The organism is Streptomyces sp. NBC_00457 (genome assembly GCF_036014015.1).
GTDB lineage: Bacteria > Actinomycetota > Actinomycetes > Streptomycetales > Streptomycetaceae > Streptomyces.
This window is the reverse complement of the sequence record NZ_CP107905.1, coordinates 4,995,442-5,021,818: the sequence shown is the minus strand read 5'-3', so window position 1 is coordinate 5,021,818 and position 26,377 is coordinate 4,995,442. Positions and strand designations below refer to the sequence as shown.

Annotated in this window: 28 protein-coding genes and 1 tRNA gene; 13 read left to right on the top strand and 16 right to left on the bottom strand. The window is 69.4% G+C overall.

All coding sequences use genetic code 11. From position 1 onward, the window contains the following. Nucleotides 1-9: 9 nt before the first annotated feature. Both OG828_RS22750 and OG828_RS22745 read right to left on the bottom strand, forming a co-directional pair. A complete protein-coding gene (locus OG828_RS22750) occupies nucleotides 10-708 on the bottom strand; it encodes an ATP-binding protein (protein ID WP_328504916.1) in 699 nt (232 codons plus the stop codon). Beyond that, on the bottom strand, nucleotides 705-1,625 hold the full coding sequence (locus OG828_RS22745) for a hypothetical protein (protein ID WP_328502143.1): 921 nt from the start codon (nucleotides 1,623-1,625) through the stop codon (nucleotides 705-707). Before OG828_RS22745 ends, OG828_RS22750 begins: the two co-directional genes overlap by 4 nt. Before the next feature lie 503 nt (nucleotides 1,626-2,128). Between OG828_RS22745 and OG828_RS22740 the strand changes: the two genes are divergently transcribed. The 4 genes from OG828_RS22740 to OG828_RS22725 all read left to right on the top strand — a co-directional run bounded on the left by OG828_RS22740 (nucleotide 2,129) and on the right by OG828_RS22725 (nucleotide 5,141). After that, on the top strand, nucleotides 2,129-2,416 hold the full coding sequence (locus OG828_RS22740) for a helix-turn-helix domain-containing protein (protein WP_328502142.1): 288 nt from the start codon (nucleotides 2,129-2,131) through the stop codon (nucleotides 2,414-2,416). A 44-nt stretch (nucleotides 2,417-2,460) separates the two neighbouring features. Next, a complete protein-coding gene (locus OG828_RS22735) occupies nucleotides 2,461-2,826 on the top strand; it encodes a helix-turn-helix domain-containing protein (protein WP_328502141.1) in 366 nt (121 codons plus the stop codon). Between the two features lie 39 nt (nucleotides 2,827-2,865). Further along, a complete protein-coding gene (locus tag OG828_RS22730; protein WP_328502140.1) occupies nucleotides 2,866-4,383 on the top strand; it encodes a LacI family DNA-binding transcriptional regulator in 1,518 nt (505 codons plus the stop codon). A gap of 140 nt (nucleotides 4,384-4,523) precedes the next feature. Next, nucleotides 4,524-5,141 carry a hypothetical protein gene (locus tag OG828_RS22725; RefSeq protein WP_328502139.1) on the top strand — a complete coding sequence of 206 codons (618 nt, stop codon included), beginning with the start codon at nucleotides 4,524-4,526 and terminating at the stop codon, nucleotides 5,139-5,141. 340 nt (nucleotides 5,142-5,481) lie between these two features. Here OG828_RS22725 and OG828_RS22720 read toward each other — a convergent pair whose 3' ends face one another. The 5 genes from OG828_RS22720 to OG828_RS22700 all read right to left on the bottom strand — a co-directional run bounded on the left by OG828_RS22720 (nucleotide 5,482) and on the right by OG828_RS22700 (nucleotide 9,343). Continuing rightward, a complete protein-coding gene (locus OG828_RS22720) occupies nucleotides 5,482-6,315 on the bottom strand; it encodes a hypothetical protein (protein ID WP_328502138.1) in 834 nt (277 codons plus the stop codon). A gap of 88 nt (nucleotides 6,316-6,403) precedes the next feature. After that, the gene (locus OG828_RS22715; protein WP_328502137.1) at nucleotides 6,404-7,093 is read right to left on the bottom strand and encodes a DUF488 family protein, N3 subclade; all 690 of its coding nucleotides are present in this window, start codon (nucleotides 7,091-7,093) and stop codon (nucleotides 6,404-6,406) included. A 243-nt stretch (nucleotides 7,094-7,336) separates the two neighbouring features. Next, nucleotides 7,337-7,410 (bottom strand) — tRNA-Pro (locus OG828_RS22710). 34 nt (nucleotides 7,411-7,444) lie between these two features. After that, a complete protein-coding gene (locus OG828_RS22705) occupies nucleotides 7,445-8,242 on the bottom strand; it encodes a Pr6Pr family membrane protein (protein ID WP_328502136.1) in 798 nt (265 codons plus the stop codon). Between the two features lie 174 nt (nucleotides 8,243-8,416). Beyond that, nucleotides 8,417-9,343: a metallophosphoesterase gene (locus OG828_RS22700; protein ID WP_328359816.1), complete on the bottom strand. Its 927-nt coding sequence runs from the start codon at nucleotides 9,341-9,343 to the stop codon at nucleotides 8,417-8,419. A gap of 115 nt (nucleotides 9,344-9,458) precedes the next feature. Between OG828_RS22700 and OG828_RS22695 the strand changes: the two genes are divergently transcribed. After that, nucleotides 9,459-9,923, top strand: coding sequence for a GatB/YqeY domain-containing protein (locus OG828_RS22695; RefSeq protein ID WP_210580705.1), 465 nt, complete (start codon nucleotides 9,459-9,461; stop codon nucleotides 9,921-9,923). Nucleotides 9,924-10,059: 136 nt separating this feature from the next. On the opposite strand, the gene OG828_RS22690 is transcribed toward OG828_RS22695, so the two are convergent. Beyond that, a complete protein-coding gene (locus OG828_RS22690) occupies nucleotides 10,060-12,351 on the bottom strand; it encodes a transglycosylase domain-containing protein (RefSeq protein ID WP_328502135.1) in 2,292 nt (763 codons plus the stop codon). A 531-nt stretch (nucleotides 12,352-12,882) separates the two neighbouring features. On the opposite strand from OG828_RS22690, the gene wblA reads away from it, so the two are divergent. Then, nucleotides 12,883-13,221 (top strand): transcriptional regulator WblA, encoded by a 339-nt coding sequence (gene wblA, locus OG828_RS22685; protein ID WP_067033339.1) that lies wholly within the window; start codon nucleotides 12,883-12,885, stop codon nucleotides 13,219-13,221. Between the two features lie 23 nt (nucleotides 13,222-13,244). Here wblA and OG828_RS22680 read toward each other — a convergent pair whose 3' ends face one another. Both OG828_RS22680 and OG828_RS22675 read right to left on the bottom strand, forming a co-directional pair. Continuing rightward, entirely contained in the window at nucleotides 13,245-14,630 is a 1,386-nt protein-coding gene (locus OG828_RS22680) for an ArsA family ATPase (protein ID WP_328359807.1), read from the bottom strand. Next, the gene (locus tag OG828_RS22675; protein WP_328502134.1) at nucleotides 14,627-15,604 is read right to left on the bottom strand and encodes an ArsA-related P-loop ATPase; all 978 of its coding nucleotides are present in this window, start codon (nucleotides 15,602-15,604) and stop codon (nucleotides 14,627-14,629) included. The genes OG828_RS22680 and OG828_RS22675 overlap by 4 nt, the downstream gene beginning before the upstream one ends. A 95-nt stretch (nucleotides 15,605-15,699) precedes the next feature. On the opposite strand from OG828_RS22675, the gene OG828_RS22670 reads away from it, so the two are divergent. From OG828_RS22670 to OG828_RS22655, 4 genes are all read left to right on the top strand, one after another. After that, entirely contained in the window at nucleotides 15,700-15,858 is a 159-nt protein-coding gene (locus tag OG828_RS22670; RefSeq protein WP_003991873.1) for a DUF4177 domain-containing protein, read from the top strand. Further along, nucleotides 15,855-16,319 carry a RidA family protein gene (locus OG828_RS22665; RefSeq protein WP_328359801.1) on the top strand — a complete coding sequence of 155 codons (465 nt, stop codon included), beginning with the start codon at nucleotides 15,855-15,857 and terminating at the stop codon, nucleotides 16,317-16,319. Before OG828_RS22670 ends, OG828_RS22665 begins: the two co-directional genes overlap by 4 nt. A gap of 51 nt (nucleotides 16,320-16,370) precedes the next feature. Continuing rightward, nucleotides 16,371-17,237, top strand: coding sequence for an NUDIX hydrolase (locus tag OG828_RS22660; protein ID WP_328502133.1), 867 nt, complete (start codon nucleotides 16,371-16,373; stop codon nucleotides 17,235-17,237). A 223-nt stretch (nucleotides 17,238-17,460) separates the two neighbouring features. Continuing rightward, nucleotides 17,461-18,291, top strand: a complete 831-nt coding sequence (locus OG828_RS22655) for an MBL fold metallo-hydrolase (RefSeq protein ID WP_328502132.1) — start codon at nucleotides 17,461-17,463, stop codon at nucleotides 18,289-18,291. Here the strand turns inward: OG828_RS22655 and OG828_RS22650 are convergent. After that, nucleotides 18,288-19,103, bottom strand: coding sequence for a nucleotidyltransferase domain-containing protein (locus OG828_RS22650; RefSeq protein WP_328502131.1), 816 nt, complete (start codon nucleotides 19,101-19,103; stop codon nucleotides 18,288-18,290). The genes OG828_RS22655 and OG828_RS22650 overlap by 4 nt on opposite strands. A gap of 8 nt (nucleotides 19,104-19,111) precedes the next feature. Next, nucleotides 19,112-19,786, bottom strand: coding sequence for a Crp/Fnr family transcriptional regulator (locus OG828_RS22645; RefSeq protein WP_155056914.1), 675 nt, complete (start codon nucleotides 19,784-19,786; stop codon nucleotides 19,112-19,114). A 273-nt stretch (nucleotides 19,787-20,059) separates the two neighbouring features. Here OG828_RS22645 and nth point away from each other — a divergent pair, with 273 nt between their 5' ends. From nth to OG828_RS22630, 3 genes are all read left to right on the top strand, one after another. Then, entirely contained in the window at nucleotides 20,060-20,956 is an 897-nt protein-coding gene (gene nth / locus OG828_RS22640; RefSeq protein WP_443062428.1) for an endonuclease III, read from the top strand. Nucleotides 20,957-21,017: 61 nt separating this feature from the next. After that, nucleotides 21,018-21,713 carry an NUDIX hydrolase gene (locus OG828_RS22635; protein ID WP_328359789.1) on the top strand — a complete coding sequence of 232 codons (696 nt, stop codon included), beginning with the start codon at nucleotides 21,018-21,020 and terminating at the stop codon, nucleotides 21,711-21,713. Between the two features lie 123 nt (nucleotides 21,714-21,836). Continuing rightward, nucleotides 21,837-23,036, top strand: coding sequence for a MarP family serine protease (locus tag OG828_RS22630; RefSeq protein ID WP_328359786.1), 1,200 nt, complete (start codon nucleotides 21,837-21,839; stop codon nucleotides 23,034-23,036). 12 nt (nucleotides 23,037-23,048) lie between these two features. Here OG828_RS22630 and OG828_RS22625 read toward each other — a convergent pair whose 3' ends face one another. The 4 genes from OG828_RS22625 to nhaA all read right to left on the bottom strand — a co-directional run bounded on the left by OG828_RS22625 (nucleotide 23,049) and on the right by nhaA (nucleotide 26,283). Then, complete coding sequence (locus OG828_RS22625) at nucleotides 23,049-23,228, bottom strand: hypothetical protein (RefSeq protein ID WP_210580731.1); 180 nt, start codon at nucleotides 23,226-23,228, stop codon at nucleotides 23,049-23,051. A gap of 129 nt (nucleotides 23,229-23,357) precedes the next feature. Further along, on the bottom strand, nucleotides 23,358-24,287 hold the full coding sequence (locus OG828_RS22620) for an alpha/beta fold hydrolase (protein ID WP_328502130.1): 930 nt from the start codon (nucleotides 24,285-24,287) through the stop codon (nucleotides 23,358-23,360). Then, nucleotides 24,284-24,772, bottom strand: coding sequence for a phage holin family protein (locus OG828_RS22615; protein WP_328359776.1), 489 nt, complete (start codon nucleotides 24,770-24,772; stop codon nucleotides 24,284-24,286). Before OG828_RS22615 ends, OG828_RS22620 begins: the two co-directional genes overlap by 4 nt. A gap of 98 nt (nucleotides 24,773-24,870) precedes the next feature. Next, nucleotides 24,871-26,283: a Na+/H+ antiporter NhaA gene (nhaA, locus tag OG828_RS22610; RefSeq protein WP_443060168.1), complete on the bottom strand. Its 1,413-nt coding sequence runs from the start codon at nucleotides 26,281-26,283 to the stop codon at nucleotides 24,871-24,873. Nucleotides 26,284-26,377: the final 94 nt, after the last annotated feature.

Genomic DNA, 26,377 nt, shown 5'->3' with positions numbered 1-26,377 from the left:
ACGCGCCGTTCAGGCGGTGGGCGCGGTGCGGCGTCGGTCAGGGCCGGTGAGGATGACGCGTTCGGTCATCTCGGCGAGGCGGGAGGCGACGCGGTCGCCGAGCGCGGTACGCAGCTCGGCGGTGGGGAGGTTGGTGGTGATGAGGGTGGGGAGCATGTGCTCATATCGGTGGTTGATCAGCCGGTAGGTGAGCTCCTCGGTCCATTCGCTGGTCTTGGCCGCGCCGAGGTCGTCCAGGAGCAGCAGTGGGCAGCGGGCCAGCGTCTGCAGTTCCCGTTCGCCGTCGTGGCCGGCGCGGGGACGGAGCCGCGCGTGCAGGTCGGCGGAGGTAGTGGCCTCCCAGCGCAGGCGGACGCCTCGGGTGAGGAGGGCGCGGACGGCGCCGTACGCCTGGTGGGTCTTGCCCGTGCCGGTGGGGCCAGCGATCAGTAGTGACGGGCCCTCGGCGATGCCCGGACCGACAGGCCCGGGACGTCCTGCACCGGCGATCTGATCGGCCCAGGCGGCGATCTGGGGGTGGTCGGCCATGGCGCGGCGGTAGCGCGCGGGGATGCGGGCGTCCGCCAGCTCCAGGGCGGTGATGGGTTCGGGTGCTGGCTCCTCGGCAGCGGCGGCGGTGGGGTCGATGCCGCGGCTGGCCAGGATGGTGTTGAGCCGGTTGGCGAGCGGGCCGACGTGGTGGGGCTCGCGGGTGAGGGTGGCGGTCAGAGTTCACCTCCGTAGGCGGCGTCGGCATCGGTGGGGTTCGTCCACGGCCTGTGGACAACCGCCGCCGTGGGTGTGGCGTTCATGGCCTCATGGACGACGCTCGGCAGGGTGCGGGGGTGCAGTCCCTTGGCCCGGTGCCGTTCGAGCCCGGCTCGGATGTGGGCGGGGGCGATGCCCTCGCCGAGCAGCTTGTGCACCTCCCGGCCGAGATGGCCCAGGATGTCCTTGGGCGGGCGGTGGGCACAGGCGGCGGCGTACTCGGCGATGAGTTGCTTGGCCGAGACGGTGTCGGGTGCGGGGGCGCTTGCGCCCCCCGAAGGGGTATCTCCTAGATCCATGATCCTAGGTCCTAGATCCGGACAGTGAGGCTTCACCGACGGCTCCTGGAGTCCTCCGTGAGCCCTCAGGGAGGACTCCGTGAAACCGCCCTGACCTGCGGATTCGTCATCGGCACCGGGATTCAGTGCGGGCTCACGCATCTCGCGGGCATCTTCACGGAGGGTTCCGTGAGGCGGCAGTGAGGGCTCCGTGAAGCCGACCCCTGCGGCGCCCGACGCGGCTCCGGCTGGAGTGTCGTGGTGCGGGCAGGCGGGAAGGCGGCTCTTGCTCGGCCGGTTGATTTTCTGATGCCGGCTCCAGGTGACGATGTGCAGGTATCGCTTGTCGTCGGGCCCCTTGTAGCGGCAGATCAGCCCGGCGTCGGCGAGCTGGGCGAGGTCCGTCTCGACATCGGCTGGGGTGTGCTCCGGGCGCAGGACCCACAGCTGGCCCGCGACGATCGCGGCGTGGTCGCGATGGCGGCCCTGGTCGTCGGCCTGAGTGAGCAGGCCGAGGAAGGTGCGTTCCGCGGTCAGGGAGACGGCGGCCAAGGACTCGGAGACGAAGGCTTCGGGCTTGATGGTGCGGATTCGTGCCAAGAGCGGGGCGGTCCTCACTCGGTGGCCTGTGGGCGGACACCACGGCTCACCGTCGATAGGGGCGGGATTCGAACGGAAGGGTCGGGCTGTTGGCGCGGAGTGCGCTGCGAACCGACTGCCGTTCCGGCGGGTGTCGTCAACATAGCCACACCCAGGTCTCGCAAGTCCAGCCCGATCCGGCGCAATCTCTCACGGCAGAAAGGCCGCAGGAAATCAGGCTGGTAACGGGCGGGAGCAAAACCGTAGGGCACGATCGCCGGTTGACCAAATAGTTGCCCCGTCGACCGAGCCAGAAGCATCACATCGGGAAGCCGTTGACGCGCTTGCGACGGCGAAGCTACAACACAACACCCCACGTCAGAAGTGCATCGAGACGTCTGCGCGAGGTCGCGCGACATCAGAGTGGGGACTGGAATTTCGCCCTGCTCGCTGACCAAGCGGGCGCAACATAGCCGACGATCGCCGGTTAACCAAACCGGCGAATGCACGCTACAACTGGAGCTATGGCAGCACGTTCTCTGGAAATGGGTCCGGCAGGAATACGGACCGCTCACACCATCGAAATCCTCCGTACCGAACGCGGTCTCGCCCAGCGTCAGTTGGCCGACCGTGTCACGGCCCTTGGCCGTCCGATGTCCAACACGATGCTGTCCCGAATCGAACGTGCCCAGCGGCGCTGCGACGTCGACGACCTCGTCGCGATCGCCGAAGCCCTTCTCGTCTCGCCCCTCGTGCTCTTGCAGGGGCCGAGCGCTCTGGAAGTGGCGAGCCCAGCACCGCTGACCAAGTAAGCCCACCACCACGTAAGGACCCCGCCCTCTTGGACCACCCCGCGATGCCCGCTGCCCTTGCGCGCCTCCCTCGCCGCGCCGAAGGCGAAGCCCGCTTGCCCCGCCTCTACCGCCCCGAGGAGATCGCCGAGACCCTCGGCTGCTCCGCCTGGTGGGTCAAGGACCGCGCACGCCGCCGCCTGATCCCGCACACGCGGGTCGGCCGCTCCTACCGCTTCACCGCGGACCACCTCGCCGAGATCATCCGCATCCACGAGGAGACGCCGGCGCAGGCAGCACCGCGCAGCCCGTCACAAATACCCCATGCCGGGCGGACCACAGCACCTCAGCGTGCCGTCCGTCAGTCCGGCGTCTCGCCACGTCTTCGAGCCCGACCGCCCCGAAGGTCCCAGTACGGCACCGCCGCCTAGCACGACGCACCAGCCACAGGAAAGGAGAGGGCGAAAGGCGTGGGCTTCGCCGAGAAGCGCGGCAGCTACTGGCGCGGCAGGTACAAGGTCAGCGAAGGCAAGTACGGCACCGTCGTCGACCCGACGGGCGCGGTGGTCAAGTTCGCCACCAAGCGGGAGGCCAAGCATGCCGCCGATGAAGAAGAGGCCAAGGTCCGACGCGGCACCTGGCGAGACCCGGCGGCCGGGCAGGAGACCTTCGGCGAATACGCCAGCCGCTGGTACGACGCCCAGGACCTGGCCGCGTCCACCATGCAGAACTACCGGCGCCACATCGAGGAGCACCTGCTCCCCGAGTTCGAGGGCAAGGCCCTTGCCGGCATCCTCCGCTCGGACGTGGACACCTGGGAGAAGCGCGAGAAGGCCGCCTACGCGGCATCCAGCGTCAAGACGTGGCGCTCGACACTCCACCTCATCCTGGAAGACGCCGTGGACGAGGGCCTCATCGCCTCCAACCCCGCAGCGAAGCGGCGCGGGCGCGGCAAACGCGCCGGCCGCTCCCGCGACCGCGGCCCCGAGAAGGTCATCACCGACCCGCTCGGTCTGCTCCTCATCGCCGAACGCGCAGCCCTGCTGTCCGGCCGCGACGACGAGTTCGTCGCCGTGATCCTCAAGGGCTACACGGGGATGCGGTGGGGCGAAATCGTCGGCCTGGAGACCGAGTTCGCCCGGCCCGGCGCCATACGCGTGGAACACCAGCTGTACGAGCTGGACTGGGGCGAGCTGATCCGCTGCCCGCCCAAGGACGACAGCTACCGCACCATCGACGCGATGGACTGGCTGTCGGCCCTGGTCGCCGACCACATTGCCCGTACGAGGCCAACGCCGTGCCTCTGCCACGGCAAGCGTTATGTCTTCCGCGGCCAGGGCACCGCCCGCACTGGCGGACACACCGGTGCCAAGCTCGTGGATGTCGCCCGCCGCGCAGGCGTCTCCACCGGCACGGTGTCCAACGTGCTCAACCACCCCGAACGCGTACAGGAGGACACCCGCGCCCGCGTCGAACTCGCCATCGTCGAGCTGAACTTCGTCCGCGGCGGCACCCCGACGGAGAATGCCGCCCACTGGCGCCGCAATGGCTTCGCCACGTGGCTGTTCGCGCCTGCCACCTCCGGCTGGTACCCGAAGAAGGCACCTCAGGAGGCCCGCCCGGTCCCGCTGCTCGGCGAGCCCTGGCCGGGTGTCCCAGTGCGTGGCCGCAACGCCCACGGCCGGGCCAACACCTGCTGGCTGCCCATCGCCAAGGGGCTCACCCCGCATGGCCTGCGGCACTCCCACCGCACGCACATGGAGGACCTCGGCACCGAGAAGGTGCTGATGGACGAGCGCATGGGCCACATCGACGGCTCGGTCTCGGCGCGCTACGCCCACGTGACCCCTGGCATGCGTGAGCGTCTCAAGGCCGGCCTGACCGTGCAGTGGGAAGCAGCGCTCGACGTCCGTCGAGACCTGAACCCGCGCTCGCCGGTCGCCGTACTCGATCGGCTGCTGCGCGCTCGTGCCACGACGATGGCCTGATGGTCGGGAGACGGGCTCCGGTTACCTCGAATGGAGCCCGTCTGACGCGCGACGTGTGCGGATCGGTGGCCTCGGTACTGGTACTGGTATGGCGTCGGCGAATTGCCCCGAATTGGTGGGACGGTGCTGGGCTGGGGCGTATGCTGCGCATGGCAGATCGCGCCTGCCCGCTCCGAGTCATGGTGGCCCACGTCCATCGTGGCGGCGAAGACAAGGTTCCCCGAATCGCGCAGCAGCGTTCCGCCAGGTCATCCAAGTATCCGCTGCGGGGTGGACGTGGGGCGTCCCGCCAGATGGAGCGCACGATGACCAGGAACCGTCGCCACAAGGCTGAGATTCACGCCCACCAGACAGCCAGCGGAACGGCGTATCTGGAGGCCCGACGACAGATCACTGCCTTGGCCGAGGTGATGCAGCAGCATCCGCGGCTCAACTCCTTCGGCATCGGCGTCTTCGATCCCCTTCGCAAGACGGCCGAGCAGCGCCGGACCGACCTCGCTGCCGGCCGCGAGGAGTTGGCTGGAGGCGTGGCCATGGTGATGGAGACGGCCGCGTGGCTGCGCGAGAACATCACGCCGATCAGGACCCCTGCCGCCAGCAGCTACAGCGTGAAACACGTGATGGAGCGGGCAACCGGCAGGTACGTCACCAATGGCGAGTTCATCGCCGCCGCTCTCGTCGCCGGCTACACCTTCAAGTACGCGCAGCCGAATGTGCTGTTCGGCATGAGCGCCCGGGACCTGAAGCGGATGAACTGAGCACCCCAGCAGGGATCCCTCCGGCCGTCTGAACGGGCCTCAAAGGGGCTTGCTTTCCATGGGTGCTTCGTCGTGTGCACAGGACTTTCGAAGTCCTGTGCACACGACAGCTTTAGCCAGTGCGCCGACAGCAACGGCCGAAAGACATGCTGTTCCCAGGACGAGTGGCTCGCCTCGTGGAAGATCAGGTGCCCTTCGAGTTCACCGCCAGCCACGGGCGTTCTTCGGCCGGGAGCCCCGCTTGAAGAAGGTGCCCCGATTTCTGAAGCAGTCGGGGGTGTCAGAAGTGAGCGACGCGCAGCAAAACAGCAAGTCCGCCTGAATCTCCCGCAGGAGCGCGTCACTCACCGAACAGACTGTCCTGTACGTACTCGACGACCTTCCGCTCCGGGTAGAAGACGGCCAGCAGCATGAAGGTCTTGGGATGGGCCGCGATGTTGCCGACAAAGAAGTGGACGGCCCGGTTCGGGGCGCACATCCGGTCGTACCAAGTGTCGCGCAGTGCCTCACGGACCCCACGCTCGCCGTACTTGCGCAGGAACTTGCGGTACGACTGGCCGGCCTCCCAGTCCTTCAGCCCCATGTCGTGGGTCGGACAGTCGTCGTCGGCGCAGCGGAAGCTGTAGCGGAAGTCGAGCGGCACCCACTCCAGCGGATTCAGCTCCTGCTCGAACAGGTCCAGTTGGTCGGCAAAGGCGGCCTTGGAGATGGACCAGGGCTCGGCGGGGTCCAGCCGGAAGCGGGTGATCTCGGCGGGTTGGAAGACGCCGAGGGACGTTCCTCGCTTCTCCTGATCCCGTTTGATGGCGCAGAGCGACGGGGCGACCAGCGGTTCCACATGCCGGTACCGCTTCTTCCAGCCGCCGTCGGACGGTACCTCACCCACGATCTCCAACGTGTCGAGGTCGGGCCGGAAGCTCTCTGGGCGGGAGTCTCGCTCCGGGCGGTGCGGTTCGACGTCGACTTCGATGATCGAGTACTTGGAGAACTGGGCTTCCTCGCTCAGGAGTCGGAAGGGCACCGGGAAGAGCCGTACGTGCTGCGGCTCGCCCTGGTCCAGGCGTATGCCGGCCACGCAGCTGGTCTCGCGGTACTTGTTGGACAGCTCTGGATACGTCTTGACCGTGATCATGATCCGTGCGCGTTGCCGTTTCCCGAATGCCGACGACGCCATGGCATGCCCCCTCCATCGGTCTCCCCGATCCGATTGGAAGAGAGGCATGCACCGCTGGCAAGGGCGCGTGCGAAAGCCGGGGACGAAGTCAGGCCAGGGGATCCACCGGCACTGAGACCCGGCTGCGAACCGTTTCCAGGACGACCTGCCGGTGGCAGCGGCTCTCGTCCTTCTCGAAGCACAGCACCGCGACTCGCGACGACCGGGCGTGTTCCGCGAGGCGATCGAGGTCGGACTGCGCCTCCTCGGACCGCAGCAGGCCGCGGAAGCGCGCTCGGCCCACTTCGACGCGGCCGTCCCAGAAGGGCTCCCGGTTGTCCTTGGGATTCCCCAGGCCACGCAGGTGCGTGTACTCGATGCCGGCTTCGGCTAGAGCCTCCCCGAGGCGGGTCTTGCTGAAGCCCTTCTTGCGGCTGATCGGGGTGAGCCGTACGTCCGCCACGACACTGATGCGGCTCTCGACGAGCGAGGCGACGAACGACTCGATGTCCCGCCCTTCGTATCCGGCTGACCAGAGACCGGGCGTGACGGGCGCGACCTGGGTCGCCCGGAACAGATCATCGAGAGAGACCGCAAGAGCCTCGGCCACTGCGCCAACGGTCAGGAAACCTGGCTGGATCGCTCCCTCGCTCTCCAGGCGGCCCAGCGTCCCGACGGCGATGCCTGCCTCCTCCGCCAGCCGTTCCCGCGTCCACCCACGGTCTTCCCTTAACGCACGTACCCGCTGGGCGAGCGCACGGGCGTGGTCGTGGGGAGACGCTGAGCGATGACCTGCCATGTGCGGTGTTCCTAACGACCGTTGGGGCGGCCCGCCGCGGTGTTCCTGGTCAGCTACGAGCCCTGGATTCGCGAACGCGCAGGTCCGAGGGCGCTCGAGCGCCGCTCTTCCTGCGGCACTGGAGACTGCTCCTGGGAGAAGGCGACCAAGATCTTCTCCCAGATTTCTCCCAAGCGATCTCCAGGAACCACTCAGGGGCCCGACCCGCGCTGCGGATCAGGCCCCTGACCTGGTACTTCACTGTCGGGGTGGCGGGATTTGAACCCACGACCTCTTCGTCCCGAACGAAGCGCGCTGCCAAGCTGCGCTACACCCCGATCGTCGCTGCTCGTGGCGGCGACGTCGTTTACTTTAGCCCACTGGTGGCTGGAGACGAAATCCGGTTTTCGTGCGGTGGCGGGGGCGATGGCGGAGGGGGTTCGGGCGGATGTGGTCGAGGGCTGTCAGGAGGACGGCCAGGGCGTAGATGGCGAGGCCGAGGAGGAGGGCGTTGCCGAGGACGCTCTTGTAGCCGTGGTGGCCGACGTCGAGGAAGGGGTAGAGGTAGCGGGCCGGCGTGCCGGGCACGATCAGCTCGCCCCGGGTGAGGGAGAACGCCAGGTAGGCGAGCGGGTAGAGGAGCCACGTCGCCGCCTGGCGCAGGTGCAGGTGGCCGGGTGCCGTCAGCAGCAGCCAGTCCAGGACCGCCGCGATCGGCGTCGCCGTGTGCAGTACCTGGTTGGTGATCGCCTGTATGCCCGTCGGTGCCGCCATCTCGTCGGTCATTGAGAACGGGCTCGCGGCGTTCGCCAGCAGCAGGTGGTGGACGAGGCCGGTGACCGCGACGTAGAGGAGTGCCGCGCCGGTCAGGGCCGACGGCAGCGGGCGGCGGGCGGTCCAGGAGCGGCGGGCCGCGAGGGTGAGGACCAGGGCCAGCAGGATGTTGCTCTGGATCGTGAAGTAGCTCAGCACCCGGAGCGGGCTGCCCAGGGCCAGGTCGATGGCTACGGCTCCGGCCGCGATCAGGGCGACCAGCAGCCGGAACACGGCGGCCACCGGGCGCCGTACGGGAGGCACCACCGCTGTGGCGGGGACGTGCGAGGGCAGCAGCGCGGGCACTCCGGGAATCGCGGGCAGGTCCGGGATGTCCCTGGGTATCGGGGCGGTCATGCCCTCACGCTAAGGAGCGTGGGCAAAACGGGCGATATGGGTGGGCTATGTGGGTTACTCGGTCATCGCCGCCGTCACCGCTGCTGCTCCCGTCCTACTCCTGCCTGCTGCTCCCGTCCTGCTCCCGCCTCCCGCACCCTGCTCCCGCCTCCTGCCTCCTGCCTCCTGCCCGTCCTACTCCCGCCCCACCAGCGTCAACAACGTCGCCTCCGGCGGGCACGCGAACCGTACCGGCGCGTACCTGCTCGTCCCGCACCCCGCCGACACATGCAGATACGCCGTACGGCCCTCCGCCTGATGCGTGGACAGCCCCTTCACCCGCTCCGTGTCCAGGTCGCAGTTGGTGACCAGGGCGCCGTAGAAGGGGATGCACAGCTGGCCGCCGTGTGTGTGGCCCGCGAGGATCAGGGGATAGCCGTCCGCCGCGAACGCGTCCAGCGCGCGCAGATACGGTGCGTGCACCACGCCCATCGAGAAGTCGGCGTCGCCGGAGGGGCCGCCGGCCACCCGCTCGTACCGGTCCCGCTTGATGTGCGGGTCGTCCAGTCCCGTCAGCTCGACCGCCGCGCCCTCGATCTTCAGCGTGCCGCGCGTGTTCGTCAGGTTCAGCCAGCCCGCCGCGTCGAAGCCGTCCCGGATGTCCTCCCACGGGTTGTGGACGGCGCCCACGACCGGCGGGTTGCCGTTGAGGCCGTGCTTGCCCCGGAGCTTCTCGGTCAAGTACCGGCCGGGGTTGCGGAGGGTGGGGCCGTAGTAGTCGTTGGAGCCGAAGACGTACGCGCCCGGGAACTCCATCAGCGGGCCCAGCGCGTCCAGCACCTCGGGGACGCCCTCCGGGTCGGACAGGTTGTCACCCGTGTTGAGGATGAAGTCGGGGCGCAGACCGGCCAGCGAGCGCAGCCAGCGCTGCTTCTTGCGCTGTCCCCTCACCATGTGGATGTCGGAGACCTGGAGCATGCGCAGCGGCCGCATCCCGGCAGGCAGGACCGGGACGGTCACCCGCCTCAGACGGAAGGAGCGGGTCTCGACACCCGCCGCATAGACCAGACCGGCGGCACCAGCCGCCGCGATTCCCAGGGGGACTCCGTATCGCGCGCGCATACAACCATCGTGTCAGACCGCGGCGGTTCCCTGCGCCGAGCCCTCGGCCGACCGCGCCCGCCCTCCCGCTAAATCGACGGGCGTCGGTCGTCCCGTACCTGCGACAATCAAACGCATGACCAACCTCAAGTCGAAGCTCCAGGATGACCTCAACACCGCGATCAAGGCGCGCGACGAGCTCCGCTCCTCGACGCTCCGGCTGACGCTCTCCGCGATCACCAAGGAGGAGGTCGCGGGCAAGGAGAAGCGCGAGCTCTCCGACGACGAGGTGCAGAAGGTGATCACCCGCGAGGCGAAGAAGCGGCGCGAGGCCGCCGACGCCTTCGCGCAGGGCGGTCGCCCCGAGCAGGCCGAGCGGGAGAAGGCGGAGGGCGAGGTGCTCGCCGCGTACCTGCCCAAGCAGCTCGGCGACGCGGAGCTGGAGCAGATCGTCGCGCAGGCCGTCGAGGAGGCCAGGGCGGCGGGCGCCGAGGGGCCGCGCGCCATGGGCGCCGTGATGAAGATCGTGAACCCGAAGGTCGCCGGGCAGGCGGAGGGCGGCCGGGTCGCCGCCGCGGTCAAGAAGCTGCTCGCGGGCTGACGGGACGGGGCTGACAGCAGCCGCTCCTGCGGCGACAGGTCGACAGCCGTCCCGGCGGCCTTACGACAATGGGGGCGCCCCTTCGAAAAAGGGGCGCCCCCATTGTCGTAAGGGAACTGCCGGAACAACCGACCCGTCAGGGCCAGTTCCCCCCATTGCCGTTCCCGTTGTTCCCGCCGTCCTGCCCCTCGAAGAGGTTCTCCGGGATGGAGAAGGAAGGCGTCGGTTCGGCGTCGCCGCCGCCGTTGCCGCCACCGATCAGACCGCCGATGAGGCCGCCGTTCTCGTCGCCGTTGTCACCGTCTTCGTTGCCGTTCCCATCACCGTCGCCGTCGCCGTCCCCGCGGCCCGTGTCGGCCTCAGGGATGTCGACGAGGTTGAACGGGGGCGCTTCCTTGTCCGCCAGCGCGCCGGTCATCATGTCCCGCCAGATGGGGCCGGGGACCTCACCACCGAACACCTTGTCGTGCTTGACGCCGCCGATGCTGATGTCGGTCATCCGCCGGTCATGCGCGGGGTCGCCGACCCAGACGGCACCGGCCATGTTGGGCGTGTAGCCCACGAACCAGGCGGCGTAACGCTCGTCCGTCGTACCGGTCTTACCGGCGCTCGGGCGGCTGCCGAGTCCGGCCTGGGTACCCGTACCGTCCTCGACCACGCCTTTCAGCAGCGTGTTGATGGTGTCGGCCGTGTTCTCGGACATGGCGCGCGAGCAGGTCGACTTCGGGACGTCGAGCGACTTGGTTTTTCCACCGATCCGCTGGCTGATGGACTCGATGGCGACCGGTGTGCAGTACATCCCGCGCGAGGCGAAGGTCGCGTAACCGGCGGCCATGGTCAGCGGGGACATCTCCTGGGTGCCCAGCGCGATCGCCGGACCCTGGTCCATCTTCGAGCCGTCCGCCCTCTGGACGCCCATCTTCTTGGCCATCTCGACCACCGGGCAGGTGCCGATGTCGGCGATCATCTCCACGTAGTAGGTGTTGACGGACTTCGCCGTCGCTTCCTCCATGGAGTACGGGCCCACCTCGGTCTCGTTCTCGTTGGTGAGCTTGACCGGGTCGGGCCCGTCGTTGCGGTAGACCTTGCCGTCGCACTGCTGGATCGGGCTCGGGTAGTTCATCTCGTACGGCGCCGCATACGTCTTGTTCGCCGGCATACCGCCCTCAAGCGCGGCCGCCGCAACGATCGGCTTGAACGTCGAACCGGGCTGATAGCCCGCGCCGCCGCCCATCGCCCGGTTCACGGAGAGGTTGATCTGCGTCTCGTTCTTGCCGAAGCCGTACGGGCGCGACTGGCCCATCGCCAGGATCTTGCCGGTGCCCGGCTCGACGATGGTGGCGGCGGTCGCCACTTCGTCGGTCTTGTACACGTGATCCTTGATCGACTGCTGGGCCGACTCCTGGGCCTGCGGGTCGAGCGTCGTACGGATCGTCAGACCACCCTGGTTCCAGATCTTCGCCCGGGCCTCCTTGGTCTTGCCGAAGGTCTTGTCGCTCAGGAACACCTCGCGCACGTAGTCGCAGAAGAAGCCGGCGCCCTTGACCGCCGTGATGCACCCGTTCTTCGGCTTGCTGACCTTCAGCCCCAGCGGTGCCTCCTTGGCCTTGTCGGCCTCCGCCTGGGAGACGTCGCCGACGTCGGCCATGCGCTGGAGCACGGTGTTGCGCCGCTTGGTGGCCTCGGCCTCGTCGTTGACCGGGTCGTACCGGCTGGGGGACTGGACGATGCCGGCGAGGAGGGCCGACTCCTGGAGGTTGAGGTCCTTGGCGGACTTGGAGAAGTACCGCCGGGCGGCCGCCTCGACGCCGTACGCCTGCTGACCGAAGAACGTGATGTTCAGGTAGTTCTCGAGGATCTTCTTCTTGCCGAGCTCCTCCTCGACCTGGATCGCGTACTGGAGCTCCTGAATCTTGCGGCCGAGGGTCTGCTGGGTGGCCTGGGCGACCTTCGTCGGGTCGTCGCCGGCCTCCTCCACGAAGACGTTCTTCACGTACTGCTGGGTGAGCGTGGACGCGCCCTCGGCGACGCCGCCGCTCTGCGCGTTCCGGTTCAGCGCGCGCAGGACGCCCTTCAGGTCGACCGCGCCGTGCTGGTAGAAGCGCGAGTCCTCGATCGCGACGATCGCCTTCTGCATGTACGGCGAGATGCCCTTGAGGTCGACCACCGTGCGGTCACGGGAGTAGACCGTGGCCATCTGGTCGCCGTTGGCGTCGAGGATGGTGGTGCGCTGGCTCAGCGGTGGCTGCTTGAGGTTGGCCGGGATCTTGTCGAACCCCTCGACCGATTCCTTCGCGGCCAGCCCCAGCGCGCCGAACGCCGGCAGCGCGATGCCGGCCAGCACGGCTCCCGCGAGCACACTGACACCGAGGAACTTTGCGGCCTCCTGCGTGGGCGACAGCCCACCACCCGAGCGCTTCTTTCGCATGAGGGCAGCCTAATCCGTACTTGAGTCCGATCCGAGGGACCGGTGGGTCCCGAGAGGTTCGAACCCGTCACATACAGGGGTACACACAAGTGTCCCGAGCCCGTCCGGATCACGGCATGGCAACGCCGACCGCCTACCTTCTCATTCGCCGGACACGCCGACAGGCCTTGGCCTAAGCTGCTCTCAACTGTCACAGCAGTGAGGTCACGTATCAATACGTCCGGCGACCCCGAATCGTTCCGGAAGTAGCCCAACTTTTTTGTAGGCGCGTGCCCGAATCCGCCTTGTGTGTCACTCGGCGTCCGTTGTGACTCAGGAGAACTGTCCCGGTTTGCCGGGATGATCACGCATGTCGCCACCTCACTCCCCCGGGTGATCTGCCGCTTACCCATAGTCCGTTCGGGCCATTCAAGATTGGGCCCGCTGGGGGTGTTGCGCTGTGCCCACCTTCCGTAACGTCCTCAACTGGCGGCGGTGAATATGCCGCTGCCGCCGTGGGGGAGCCTCGATTCGGGAGAGGACGGCGCCGGTATGGGCTGGGTAACCGACTGGAGTGCGCAGGCGGCCTGTCGCACTACCGATCCGGACGAACTGTTCGTTCAAGGAGCAGCGCAGAACAGGGCCAAGGCGGTGTGCACCGGATGTCCGGTGCGGACCGAGTGCCTTGCCGACGCGCTGGACAACCGCGTCGAGTTCGGCGTGTGGGGAGGAATGACCGAGCGGGAGCGCCGCGCACTGCTGCGCAGGCGGCCCACCGTGACCTCCTGGCGCCGACTGCTGGAGACCGCGCGGACGGAGTACGAGCGGGGGGCCGGCATCCTGCCCCTCGACGACGACGAGGTGTACGAGAACTACGCGGCCGTGAGCTGAGGCCACCCCTTCAGGGGGGTCCCTCAGTCACTGCTCGGCAGCTCCGGCCGGTTGGCCGCGAGCCGGTTCCCGATGTCCCGCAGCCCCGCGAGGTCGTGTACGTCGCCGGGCAGCGCGGCCACTTCGGCCATCGCCACCTCGGGGTGGAGTGCGGTGAAGCGATCACGTGTGCGCTGCTCGCGGGAGAGCAGCCGCATACGCTCGGCGTGCAGCCTCAACAGGCCTGCGGTGAGCTGGTCGACGGAGCGCTCCGGGTCCTGGTCGGCGGTATCGGCGGGGGAGCCTTCGGCCGGCGCTGGTGTTGCGGGAGCGGGAGATTCTGAACTGCCGTACGTGTCGGGAGAGTTACGAAGTCCAGCTTTCCCGCCCTCCTGATCGACAATGCGGGGCTCTTCAAGATTTTCCGCGGCGGGGTCACCCACGGGCTCGCCCACGAGATCAAGATTTTCCGCGGCGGCGAGCGCCCGCTCGGCCGACAGCCGGGTGGCGCCGCTGCCGTGGACCCGGTTGAGCACCAGGCCCGCCAGCGGCATGTCCTCTGCGGCCAGCCGCTCCACGAAGTACGCCGCCTCCCGCAGCGCGTCCCGCTCTGGCGCCGCGACCACCAGGAACGCCGTCCCGGGCGCCTGCAGCAGCTTGAACGTCGCGTCCGCGCGCGTACGGAAGCCACCGAAGGTCGTGTCCATCGCGGCCACGAACGTCTGTACGTCCTTCAGGAGCTGTCCGCCGAGCAGCTTGCCGAGAGTGCCGGTCATCATCGACATGCCGACGTTCAGGAACTTCATCCCGGCGCGGCCGCCCAGCTTCGCCGGCGCCGTCAGCAGCCGGATCAGGCGGCCGTCCAGGAAGGAGCCGAGCCGCTTGGGCGCGTCCAGGAAGTCCAGCGCGGAACGGGACGGGGGCGTGTCGACGACGATCAGATCCCACTCGTCCTTCGCCCGCAGCTGCCCCAGCTTCTCCATCGCCATGTACTCCTGCGTGCCCGCGAAGCCCGCCGAGAGCGACTGGTAGAAGGGGTTGCCCAGGATCGCGGCCGCCCGCTCGGGGTCCGCGTGCGCCTCGACGATCTCGTCGAAGGTGCGCTTCATGTCCAGCATCATGGCGTGCAGCTCACCCTCGCCGTCCACGCCCTTCACCCGGCGCGGCACGTTGTCGAGGGAGTCGATGCCCATGGACTGGGCGAGCCGGCGGGCCGGGTCGATGGTGAGGACGACCACCTTCCGGCCGCGCTCGGCGGCACGCAGCCCCAGCGCCGCCGCCGTGGTCGTCTTGCCGACCCCGCCCGAGCCGCAGCACACCACGATGCGGGTCTTCGGATCGTCGATCAGCGGATCGACGTCGAGCATGCGCGCGGGGGAGAGGTGGTGGCGGGCGGTGTCGTGCGTGTGGGCCGAGTGGTCCGGACTCATGACATCCCCTGTTCCCGCAACTCCGTGGCAAGTTCGTACAGGCCCGCCAGGTCCATGCCCTCGGCGAGCAGCGGCAGTTCGTGCAGCGGCAGGCCCAGTTCGCTCAGGACGGCCCGCTGTTCGTGCTCCAACGCGTGCCGCTCGGCGTACTCCTCGGCCTGCGCCAGCAGCGGATCGACCAGCTTCTCGGCGTTTCCGCCGCGCCGCGCGCCGCCGAGTCCGGCCGCGGACAGCGACCTGGCGACCGAGGTCCGCGGCACGGCTCGTACGAGATCCAGATCGGCCGCGTCCAGCACCTCGGGCCGCACCATGTTGACCATGATCCGCCCTACCGGCAGCCGCGCTCCCCGCAGCTCGGAGATCCCGTCCACGGTCTCCTGTACGGGCATCTCCTCGAGCAGCGTCACCAGGTGGACGGCCGTCTCCTTGGACTTCAGCACCCGCATCACGGCCTGCGCCTGATTGTGTATCGGGCCGATCTTCGCGAGCCCGGCCACCTCGTCGTTGACGTTCAGGAAGCGGGTGATGCGTCCGGTGGGCGGCGCGTCCATGACGACGTAGTCGTAGACGAACCGCCCGGCCTTGTCCTTCCTGCGCACGGCCTCGCATGCCTTGCCGGTCAGGAGTACGTCCCTCAGGCCCGGGGCGATGGTGGTGGCGAAGTCGATGGCGCCGAGCTTTTTCAGGGCCCGGCCCGCGCCGCCCAGCTTGTAGAACATCTGGAGGTAGTCCAGCAGGGCCAGTTCGGGGTCGATGGCGAGTGCGTACACCTCCCCGCCCCCGGGAGCGACGGCGATCTTGCGCTCCTCGTAAGGCAGCGCCTCCGCCTCGAAGAGCTGTGCGATGCCCTGCCGGCCCTCGACCTCGACGAGAAGCGTGCGCTTCCCCTCGGTGGCGAGGGCCAACGCGAGTGCGGCGGCCACCGTGGTCTTACCGGTTCCGCCCTTGCCGCTGACGACCTGGAGCCTGCTCACATATTCGAGCCTAACCAAACGGCCACCGGAGTACGCCGGAGGCTGTGGACAACGTGCGCGCGAGGGCTCGCGCGGCAGCGGATACAGTCGGCCCCATGACCAAGTGGGAATACGCAACCGTGCCGCTGCTCGTCCACGCCACGAAGCAGATTCTGGACACCTGGGGCGAGGACGGCTGGGAGCTCGTCCAGGTCGTGCCCGGGCCGAACAACCCCGAGCAGCTGGTGGCCTACCTGAAGCGGGAGAAGCAGTGAGCGCGGTCGAGACCAAGCTGGCCGAGCTCGGCCTGACCCTGCCGGAGGTCGTCCCGCCGCTCGCCGCGTACCAGCCGGCCGTGCTCAGTGGTGTGTACGTCTACACCGCCGGCCAGCTCCCGATGGTGGACGGCAAGCTTCCGGTCACCGGCAAGGTGGGTGCGGAGGTCACGCCCGAGGAGGCCAAGGAGCTCGCCCGCACGTGCGCGCTGAACGCCCTCGCCGCGGTCAAGTCCGTCGTGGGTGACCTGGACCGCATCGCGCGCGTGGTGAAGGTCGTCGGCTTCGTCGCCTCGGCCTCGGACTTCACCGGCCAGCCGGGCGTCCTCAACGGCGCGAGTGAACTCCTTGGCGCGGTCCTGGGCGACAAGGGCGTGCACGCGCGCAGTGCGGTGGGCGTGGCGGTGCTGCCGCTGGACGCGCCGGTGGAGGTCGAGGTCCAGGTGGAGCTGGTGCCGTAACGGCACCGGGTACATCTCGAACATCAGCCCACCCCGGGATACCCTCCGCCCATGGCAAACGGGCAGTGGTATCCCCAGGAGTGGCCGGCCCTGATCCGCGCCCTCGCGGAAGGAACCCTCACCCCGGTCACCCCGCGGCGCGCGGCCACCGTCATGCTCCTGAAGGACACCGACGCCGGCCCTGTCGTCCACATGCTGCGCAGACGCGCCTCCATGGCCTTCGCCGGAGGCGCGTACGCCTATCCGGGCGGCGGTGTCGACCCGCGGGACGACGACCACCACATCCGCTGGGCGGGCCCCACGCGCGCGTGGTGGGCGGACAGACTCGGCGTCGACGAGACCACGGAGGCCCAGGCGATCGTCTGCGCGGCGGTACGGGAGACGTACGAGGAGGCAGGCGTCCTTCTCGCGGGCCCCACCCCCGACTCGGTCGTCGGTGACACCACCGGCGACGACTGGGAGGCGGACCGTGCCGCCCTGGTCGCCCGGGATCTGTCGTTCGCGGAGTTTCTGGAGCGCCGTGGCCTGGTCCTGCGCTCGGATCTGCTGGGCGCCTGGACCCGCTGGATCACCCCGGAGTTCGAACCCCGCCGCTATGACACCTGGTTCTTCGTGGCGGCCCTGCCTGAGGGCCAGCGCACCCGGAACGTCTCCACGGAGGCCGACCGCACGGTGTGGACGGCACCGGCCGACGCCGCCGCGTCGTACGACAAGGGCGAGCTGCTGATGATGCCGCCCACCATCGCGACCCTGCGTCAGCTGTCCCCGTACGCCACGGCCGCCGCGGCGCTCGCCGCCGCGCCCGACCGTGACATGACCCCTGTCCTGGCCAAGGCCCGCCTCCAGGACGACGAGATCGTGCTGTCCTGGCCGGGCCACGACGAGTTCACGAAGCACATCCCCACGGGCGGGCCCTGAAGCATGACGCCCGCCGCAGCCCCACCCCTGAACCGGACCGCCGCCCCGCACGCCCCGGAGGATCCCCTCACATGACGGACGCAGCCGCCCTCCCCGGCCAGCCGAGGGGTGGGGACCCCGTTTCTCGTGCGCCCCTCGCACTGCTCCGCAGGCTTCGGGGCGCTGCGCCGGTCTCCGACCGGCGACCTGACGTGCTGCCCAGCCTGACGGGAGGAACCTCCGCATGACCGACGCAGCCGCCCTCCCCGGCCAGCCGAGGGGTGGGGTTCTCTCGGGACCCGCCACCCCACGGGCCGTCAACGTCCTTGCGCCCAATGCCTCGGCGATGACCCTGGACGGCACCAATACGTGGATCCTGTCGGAGCCCGACTCCGAACTGGCCGTGGTGGTCGATCCGGGTCCACTGGACGAGAGCCATCTGCGCACCGTCCTGGACGCCGCCGAGAAGGCCGGCAAGCGCATCGCTCTGACGCTGCTGACGCACGGTCACCCCGATCACGCCGAAGGCGCCGCCCGTTTCGCCGAGCTGACGGGCACGAACGTGCGGGCCCTGGACCCGGCGCTGCGGCTGGGCGAAGAGGGGCTGGCGGCTGGGGACGCGGTGACGGTCGGCGGCCTGGAGCTGAGGGTCGTACCGACGCCCGGGCACACCTCGGACTCCCTGTGCTTCCATCTCCCGGCCGACCGGGCGGTCGTGACCGGCGACACGATCCTGGGCCGCGGTACGACGGTGGTGGCGCATCCCGACGGCCGCCTGGGCGACTATCTGGACTCCCTGCGACGGCTCAGGTCCCTCACCGTCGACGACGGCGTCCACACCGTCCTGCCGGGCCATGGACCGGTCCTGGAGGACGCCCAGGGCGCCGTGGAGTTCTATCTCGCCCACCGTGCCCACCGTCTCGCCCAGATCGAGACGGCCGTGGAGAACGGCCACCGCACGCCGTCGGAGGTCGTCGCCCATGTGTACGCGGACGTGGACCGGTCCCTGTGGCCCGCGGCGGAGTTGTCGGTACGGGCCCAGCTGGACTACCTGGAGGAGCACGGCCTCATCTAGGGGTTGGGCCGGGGCGCTTTGACGCCGTGCACGCGCGCGTACTCCTCGGCGAGCCACGGCCCGAGGTCGTCGACGTACGACGTGAGGATGTCCGGGTCGCCGGTCGGCTCGCGGCCGAGGACGGCGGCGGCCCGCATCTGCTCCCCGCGCGCGGGGTAGTACGCGGCGAACGCCTCGGCCATTTCGGCCAGATCGCTCGTCCAGCCGTTCCAGCGCGGCATGACGAGCGTGAAGCCGGTGCGGACGAGGCGGCGGGACATGAAGCGTACGAGGGGCCGCCGGGCCTCGTCGGCGGAGTCCGCCGCGGCGATCCGCTCGTGCCAGCGGGGGAGGAGCAGGGCCAGGTCGCCGTTGGTCTCGCGGGCGAGCAGCGAGTCGGGCCGGTAGCGCGGCAGGTACTCGGCGAGATCCTCGCCGAGCAGCGGCGTGCACAGGCACGCGACGAACCACCCCAGGTCGTACCGCTCCGGCTCGCTCAGTACCTGTGCCCGGCTGACCAGCAGGATCCCGACCCCGTCGACCTGCCCGAACTCCTTGTCGACCGCCTCACCCAGCGTCCGCGCGCCCTCCCGGTCCGCCACGCCGGGCTCCTCGCGCAGCACGGCGAGCAGATCCAGATCGCTGCGCCCCACGCGCGCGGTGCCGCGCGGAATCGACCCGTAGAGGTACGCGCTGTCCAGCCGCGCGCCGAAGAGATCGAGCACGCGGTCCCGGGCGGTGGCTACGACGGGACGGAAGGCGGGCGGGACCTGCCCGAGAGAGCCCTCACGCTCGATGAAGCCGAGGGAGTCGAGCCCCCTTGACGTCGTCAACGACGTGGCTACCGCGAGCGCTTGGCGAGCCGCTCCACGTCCAGCAGGATCACCGCGCGTGCCTCGAGGCGGAGCCATCCGCGCTGGGCGAAGTCGGCGAGCGCCTTGTTGACCGTCTCGCGGGAGGCGCCGACCAGCTGGGCCAGCTCCTCCTGCGTGAGGTCGTGGACGACGTGGATGCCCTCCTCGGACTGCACGCCGAAGCGGCGGGAGAGGTCCAGCAGGGCGCGCGCGACACGGCCGGGGACGTCGGAGAAGACCAGGTCGGACATCTGGTCGTTGGTCTTGCGCAGCCGGCGGGCGACGGCGCGCAGCAGTGCGGTGGCCACCTCGGGGCGGGCGTTCAGCCAGGGCTGGAGGTCGCCGTGGCCCAGGCCCAGCAGCTTGACCTCGGTCAGCGCGGTGGCGGTCGCCGTGCGCGGGCCCGGGTCGAAGAGCGACAGTTCGCCGATGAGCTCGCCGGGGCCGACGACGGCCAGCATGTTCTCGCGGCCGTCGGGCGAGGTGCGGTGGAGCTTGACCTTGCCCTCGGTGACGACGTAGAGCCGGTCGCCCGGGTCGCCCTCGTGGAACAGGGAGTCGCCACGTGCGAGGGTCACCTCACTCATGGAGGCGCGCAGCTCCGCGGACTGCTCGTCATCGAGCGCCGCGAAGAGCGGATTGCGCCGCAGAACGTCGTCCACGAGTTCTCTCCTTGTCGACCTGCTCAGGGGATCACTCCCCCACGTACCAGGGGACCGTGCTCCCCATTTTGCCGGACGGTCCAAACAGTGTGATCTGTCACAAGGATGCCGCACAGGTCTGCGGAGGTACGCGGCAGGGGTCCAATCGGGGGCCGATCTTCCGGGTCCGGGGCGGATGTCAGTGCCGGGCTTTAGGCTGGCCGGGTGTCCAAATCGCCGGTGAGAGCACAGGCCAAGGGGGCTGGACGGGTGGTTGTACGTCGGGATTCTGCTGTGGGCGAACAGATCCCCACCGGCGGAAAGAAAGCGGCAAAAGTGACAAAGAAGCCTGTGAAAAACACGGCTCCGGTGAAGAAGGCGGCTTCGACGCCCACGGAGGCTTCGAAGCCTCCGAAGGACGAGTCCCGCACCGCCCTCGTCCGCCGGGCCCGCCGGATCAACCGCGAGCTCGCCGAGGTCTATCCGTACGCCCACCCGGAGCTGGACTTCGAGAACCCCTTCCAACTGCTGGTGGCCACCGTGCTGTCCGCCCAGACCACCGACCTCCGCGTCAACCAGACCACCCCGGCGCTCTTCACCAAGTACCCGACGCCCGAGGACCTGGCCGCCGCCGACCCCGAGGAGGTCGAGGAGATCCTCCGCCCGACCGGCTTCTTCCGGGCCAAGACCAAGTCGGTGATGGGGCTGTCGAAGGCCCTCGTGGCCGACTTCGGCGGCGAGGTCCCCGGCAGGCTCGAAGACCTCGTGAAGCTGCCCGGCGTGGGCCGCAAGACCGCGTTCGTCGTGCTCGGCAACGCCTTCGGCCGCCCCGGCCTCACCGTGGACACGCACTTCCAGCGGTTGGTGCGGCGCTGGCGGTGGACCGAGGCGACCGAGCCGGACAAGATCGAGGCCGCTGTCGCCGCGCTCTTCCCCAAGAGCGACTGGACGATGCTCTCGCACCACGTGATCTTCCACGGCCGGCGGATCTGCCACGCCCGCAAGCCCGCCTGCGGCGCCTGCCCCATCGCCCCGCTCTGCCCGGCGTACGGCGAGGGCGAGACGGACCCGGAGAAGGCGAAGAAGCTGCTCAAGTACGAGAAGGGCGGCTTCCCGGGCCAGCGTCTGAAGCCTCCGCAGGCGTATCTGGACGCGGGCGGCAAGCCGGCGCCGCCGCTGGGGGCCGGATGAGCCCTCAGGAACGATCTCGGTGCCGTCCCGCGTTGGGCAGTGCAGGACGACGGGGGTGGCGATGACGCGCGCAAGCGATACACAGGGCGGCCCGGTGGCGCTCAGCAAGGAGGGCCTGCCCGGCTGGCTCGATCCGGTGGTGCACGCGGTGGAGACGGTGCAGCCGCTCCAGCTGAGCCGCTTCCTGCCGCCGGAGAACGGCGCGGGGCGGCAGTCCGCCGTACTGATCCTGTTCGGTGAGGGCGAGCGCGGTCCCGAACTGCTGCTGATGGAGCGGGCGAGTTCGCTGCGCTCGCACGCCGGGCAGCCGTCCTTCCCGGGCGGTGCCCTCGACCCGGAAGACGGCGACCCGAAGGCCGACGGGCCGCTGCGGGCCGCTCTCCGCGAGGCCGAGGAGGAGACCGGCCTCGACCCGGCCGGCGTCCAGCTCTTCGGCGTGCTGCCCAAGCTGTACATCCCGGTCAGCAGCTTCGTCGTCACCCCGGTGCTGGGCTGGTGGCGCGAGCCGACCCCGGTCGGGGTGGTCGATCCGAACGAGACCGCGCGCGTCTTCACCGTTCCCGTGGCGGATCTCACGGATCCCGCCCACCGCGCCACCACCGTTCACCCCAGCGGCCACCGAGGTCCGGCTTTTCTGGTCGAATCCGCCCTGGTGTGGGGGTTCACGGCGGGGATCATCGACCGCCTGCTGCACTACGCGGGCTGGGAGCGGCCATGGGACCGCGAGAAGCAAGTCCCGCTCGACTGGCGCTCATGACAAGGTGGGCGCCGTGTTGTGTCTACCCGGGGGGAACGCTGTGTTCGATCGCCGCTGCGCGGCAGGGCGGACCTCCGAAGCCGACCGTGGGGACCGCGAAGTGACGAGGCGAGGCTAGAAGCGGTGAACGTGCTGGACATCCTGTTGCTGGTCGCCGCCGTGTGGTTCGCGATCGTCGGCTATCGCCAGGGCTTCGTCGTCGGCATCCTGTCGGTGATCGGCTTCCTGGGCGGCGGTCTCGTCGCGGTCTATGTGCTGCCCGTCATCTGGGACGCGCTGACCGACAACTCCGAGGTCGGCACCACCGCCGCCGTCGTCGCGGTCGTCGTCGTCATCGTCTGCGCCTCCGTCGGCCAGGCGCTCACCACCCACCTCGGCAGCAAGCTGCGCCGGTACATCACCTGGTCGCCGGCCCGCGCCCTGGACGCGACCGGCGGCGCGCTCGTCAACGTCGTGGCGATGCTCCTGGTCGCGTGGCTCATCGGCTCCGCCCTCGCGCAGACCACGCTGCCCACGCTGGGCAAGGAGGTCCGCAACTCCAAGGTGCTGCTGGGGGTGTCGGAGGCGCTGCCCACTCAGGCCGACACCTGGTTCGAGGACTTCACCTCGGTCCTCGCGCAGAACGGCTTTCCGCAGGTCTTCAGCCCGTTCTCGAACGAGCCGATCAAGGAGGTCGCGCCTCCGGACCCGGCCCTCGCGGGCAGCGCCGTCGCCGCGCGCGCCCAGCGCTCCATCGTCAAGGTCATGGGCACCGCCGAGAGCTGCGGCAAGGTCCTCGAAGGCACCGGCTTCGTCTTCTCCGACCGCCGGGTCATGACCAACGCGCATGTCGTCGGCGGCGTCGACGAGCCCACCATCCAGATAGGCGGCGAGGGCAGGAAGTACGACGCGACGGTCGTCCTCTACGACTGGGAGCGCGACATCGCCGTACTCGACGTACCCGATCTGGACGCTCCGGCGCTCCAGTTCACCACCGAGGACGCCGGCACCGGGGACAGCGCGATCGTCGCCGGCTTCCCCGAGAACGGGGCGTACGACGTGCGGTCCGCGCGGGTCCGCGGGCGCATCACGGCCAGCGGGGCGGACATCTACCACCGCGGCACCGTCAACCGCGACGTCTACTCCCTGTACGCGACCGTCCGCCAGGGCAACTCCGGCGGCCCGCTGCTCACGCCCGAAGGCCAGGTGTACGGCGTGGTCTTCGCCAAGTCCCTCGACGACGCCGAGACGGGGTACGCGCTCACCGCGGACGAGATCCAGCAGGACATCGCCAAGGGACGCACCGCGAACCAGCGGGTGGACAGCGACGAGTGCGCTCTGTAGGCCGTACGGAGCTCAGTCGCGCGTATGACGCAGCCGTACGGAGACCCAGCGGGCCCGGCGGCGCAGGATGTGCGGGATGCCCACGCGGAGGTCGGTGCCCGGCAGCTGCGGGGTGCCTCGCTGGTGAGAGCTCAAGGCGTTGCCCGAGCGTCGATTGCGTGCTGCGTCACTGTAGTCGTGCGTCCAGCCCATACCCGGACGTGTGCCCCTGCCCCAAGGTCGATAACCGCCCCCACGCCCCCCAATTGGCCTATGCGCCAGGCATTTGGCTGTTCGTAGGACGGTTGTTCCGAACGAGCGACACGGCACGCGTCGACCCGGTCACCGATCGGGTTCGGGATCCTTCAGCCAGTTGACGAGCTCCGCGGAAAACGCGACCGGATCCTCCTCGTGCGGGAAGTGGCCGAGCCCGTCGAACAGGCGCCAGCGGTACGGCGCTTCGACGTATTCTCCGGAGCCGGCCGCGCTGCGGGTTCGCATCACCGGGTCCAGGGAGCCGTGGAGATGGAGCGTCGGTACCCGTACGGGCCGCTTCATCCGCCGGTTGAACTGGACGCCGTCCAGGCGGGCGAGGGACCGCACCATCCACCGGTACGGCTCGATCGAGCAGTGCGCGGTCGACGGGATGCACATCGCGTGTCGGTACGTGTCCACCGCCTTGTCGTCCGGCAGGTTCGGCCCGGACCAGTCCCGCATCAGCCGGGCGACGAGCGCCCCGTCGTCCGCGATGAGCTGCCGCTCCGGGATCCAGGGCCGCTGGAACCCCCAGATGTAGGAGCCCGCGGCCGTCTGCCTGACGTCGGAGAGCATGGCGGCACGCCAGCGCCGCGGATGCGGCATCGAGGTGACCGCGAGGCGCCGTACGAGCTTGGGGCGCATCACGGCCGCCGTCCACGCGATATAGCCGCCCAGGTCGTGCCCGACGAGCGCGGCGTCCGGCTCGCCGAGCGACCGTACGACGCCCGTGACGTCGAGGGCGAGGTTGCCGGGGTCGTAACCCCGGGGCGTACGGTCGCTGCCGCCGACGCCCCGCAGGTCCATCGCGACGGCCCGGAACCCGGCGTCGGCGAGGGCGACCAGCTGGTGCCGCCAGGTCCACCAGAACTGCGGGAAGCCGTGCAGCAACAGCACCAGCGGTCCGTCGCCCATCTCGGCGATGTGGAAGCGCGCGCCATTGGCGGCCACTTCCCTGTGTGTCCAGGGACCGTCCGGCCGTACGACAGAGGCGGGCTGCGCCGAAGGGTCGGTCATGACGACGAGCGTGCCACAGCTTCGATGGCCTCCGGGACCCGGTCCTGCGGCAGTTCGGCACGCGGGTGCGGCTTGGCCTTCTGCAGGACGACCGCCGTCTCCTTCACGGAGGCCGCGACCTTCTGCGGGCCCTTGCCCTTCTTGGCCTTCTTCGCGAACACGACGCCGATCAGCGCCAGGACGAGCGCGATCAGCACGTTCGCCGCGAAGGACAGCAGGAAGCAGATCGCGAGATTCCAGTCGCTCCAGGTCCGGATGCCGTACGCCAGGGCGAAGTTCAGCATCGGCAGCGAGAACACCAGCACGCCGGCGGCCACCGAGAACGCGCCGCCGCTCATCGCCCCGCGCTTGACGTCCTGCTTGAGCTGCGCCTTGGCCAGCGCGATCTCGTCGTGCACCAGCGCGGACATCTCGGTGGTCGCCGAGGCGAACAGCTGGCCGATGCTGCGTTCGGTACCGACCGGGCTGCCGTCGGGTGCGCTCATCGCGGTCTCCCTCTCCTGCCTGACTTCTTTTCGACGGTCATTTTGTACCGTCCCGTCAGATCATGCCGGACCGTCGTCCCCGTCGCCTGCCCCGGTGGTCACTTCGGCATGCCCGTGCCGTTCTCCGCGGTCATCAACTCGGCGATCCGGCGGTGCTCGGCGGCCTTGCGCTCGTAGATGCCGGCCATCCGGAGGTGGTACGCCGGGTCGTCCTCCTCGTAGATGTCCGGGATGCCGTCGAGGTCGTCGTCGCGCTCCTCGTCCGCGCACATCTTGCGGTACTTGGCGTTCCGTACCTTCAGCAGGACGGTCGCCAGAGCCGCCGAGATGAGCGAGCCCATCAGCACCGCGGCCTTGATCTCGCCGGTCAGCGCCGCGTCGCCGTCGAAGGCGAGCTCGCCGATCAGCAGCGAGACGGTGAACCCGATGCCGGCCAGCGAGGCCACCGCGAACACGTCCGGCCAGGCGAGGTCGTCGCTGAGCGAAGCCCTGGTGAAACGTGCCGTCAGCCACGTACCCCCGAAGATGCCGACCGCCTTGCCGACGACCAGACCCAGCACCACGCCGAGCGTCTCCGGCTGGGCGAATACGTCGCCCAGGGCGCCCCCTGAAAGAGAGACACCGGCGCTGAACAGCGCGAACAGCGGCACAGCGAGGCCCGCCGACAGCGGCCGTACGAGATGCTCGATGCGCTCGCCGGGGGAGTGGTCCTCGCCCTCGTGGCGGTGGCAGCGCAGCATCAGGCCCATCGCGACGCCCGCGATCGTGGCGTGGATGCCGCTGTTGTACATCAGCCCCCAGATGACGAGGGCGAGCGGGACGTAGAGGTACCAGCCGCGGACGCCCTTGCGCAGCAGCAGCCAGAAGACGAGCAGGCCGACGACGGCGCCGCCGAGCGCGGCGAAGTCGATGGTGTCGGTGAAGAAGACCGCGATGATCAGGATCGCGAACAGGTCGTCGACGACGGCGAGGGTGAGCAGGAAGGCGCGCAGGGCGCTCGGCAAGGACGTACCGATGACCGCGAGCACCGCCAGCGCGAAGGCGATGTCGGTGGCGGTGGGCACGGCCCAGCCGGCCAGTGAGCCGCCGCCGGTGACGTTGGTGAGGGTGTAGACGAGCGCCGGTACGGCCATCCCGCACAGGGCCGCGACGACGGGCAGCACGGCGGCTTTGGGGTCGCGCAGGTCACCGGCGACCAGCTCGCGCTTGAGCTCGATGCCGGCGACGAAGAAGAAGACCGCGAGCAGTCCGTCGGCCGCCCAGTGCTCGATCGACAGGTTCAGGCCGAGCGCCTCGGGGCCGAGGTGGTAGTGGCTGACGCTCTCGTAGCTGTCGTGCAGCGCGGGGATGTTCGCCCAGATCAGCGCGGCGATCGCGGCGAGGAGCAGCAGCACACCGCCGACCGTCTCGGCGCGCAGCGCGTCCGCCACGAAGGTTCGCTCGGGCAGGGACAGACGTCCGAAAACCTTGCGGGTGCTGGCGTTTTCCCTGTTGCGGGTGGGCGCGGCCACGAGGAGACCTCCGGTCGGTGGGCAGGACGGAACACATGCCGACCAGACTTCCCGGCGCACCTTGATTCGTTGTTACGTTCTTGACGGTTTGCTT

Coding starts and splice junctions, on each gene's coding strand:
- OG828_RS22660 (WP_328502133.1), top strand. CDS start 16,371: ATGGCAAACGGGCAGTGGTATCCCCAGGAGTGGCCGGCCCTGATCCGC.
- OG828_RS22725 (WP_328502139.1), top strand. CDS start 4,524: ATGCTGCGCATGGCAGATCGCGCCTGCCCGCTCCGAGTCATGGTGGCC.
- OG828_RS22620 (WP_328502130.1), bottom strand. CDS start 24,287: ATGACCGACCCTTCGGCGCAGCCCGCCTCTGTCGTACGGCCGGACGGT.
- OG828_RS22700 (WP_328359816.1), bottom strand. CDS start 9,343: ATGCGCGCGCGATACGGAGTCCCCCTGGGAATCGCGGCGGCTGGTGCC.
- OG828_RS22615 (WP_328359776.1), bottom strand. CDS start 24,772: ATGAGCGCACCCGACGGCAGCCCGGTCGGTACCGAACGCAGCATCGGC.
- OG828_RS22715 (WP_328502137.1), bottom strand. CDS start 7,093: ATGGCAGGTCATCGCTCAGCGTCTCCCCACGACCACGCCCGTGCGCTC.
- OG828_RS22690 (WP_328502135.1), bottom strand. CDS start 12,351: ATGCGAAAGAAGCGCTCGGGTGGTGGGCTGTCGCCCACGCAGGAGGCC.
- OG828_RS22655 (WP_328502132.1), top strand. CDS start 17,461: ATGACCGACGCAGCCGCCCTCCCCGGCCAGCCGAGGGGTGGGGTTCTC.
- OG828_RS22740 (WP_328502142.1), top strand. CDS start 2,129: ATGGCAGCACGTTCTCTGGAAATGGGTCCGGCAGGAATACGGACCGCT.
- OG828_RS22680 (WP_328359807.1), bottom strand. CDS start 14,630: ATGAGTCCGGACCACTCGGCCCACACGCACGACACCGCCCGCCACCAC.
- OG828_RS22720 (WP_328502138.1), bottom strand. CDS start 6,315: ATGGCGTCGTCGGCATTCGGGAAACGGCAACGCGCACGGATCATGATC.
- OG828_RS22705 (WP_328502136.1), bottom strand. CDS start 8,242: ATGACCGCCCCGATACCCAGGGACATCCCGGACCTGCCCGCGATTCCC.
- OG828_RS22635 (WP_328359789.1), top strand. CDS start 21,018: ATGACGCGCGCAAGCGATACACAGGGCGGCCCGGTGGCGCTCAGCAAG.
- OG828_RS22670 (WP_003991873.1), top strand. CDS start 15,700: ATGACCAAGTGGGAATACGCAACCGTGCCGCTGCTCGTCCACGCCACG.
- OG828_RS22695 (WP_210580705.1), top strand. CDS start 9,459: ATGACCAACCTCAAGTCGAAGCTCCAGGATGACCTCAACACCGCGATC.
- OG828_RS22735 (WP_328502141.1), top strand. CDS start 2,461: ATGCCCGCTGCCCTTGCGCGCCTCCCTCGCCGCGCCGAAGGCGAAGCC.
- wblA (WP_067033339.1), top strand. CDS start 12,883: ATGGGCTGGGTAACCGACTGGAGTGCGCAGGCGGCCTGTCGCACTACC.
- OG828_RS22625 (WP_210580731.1), bottom strand. CDS start 23,228: ATGGGCTGGACGCACGACTACAGTGACGCAGCACGCAATCGACGCTCG.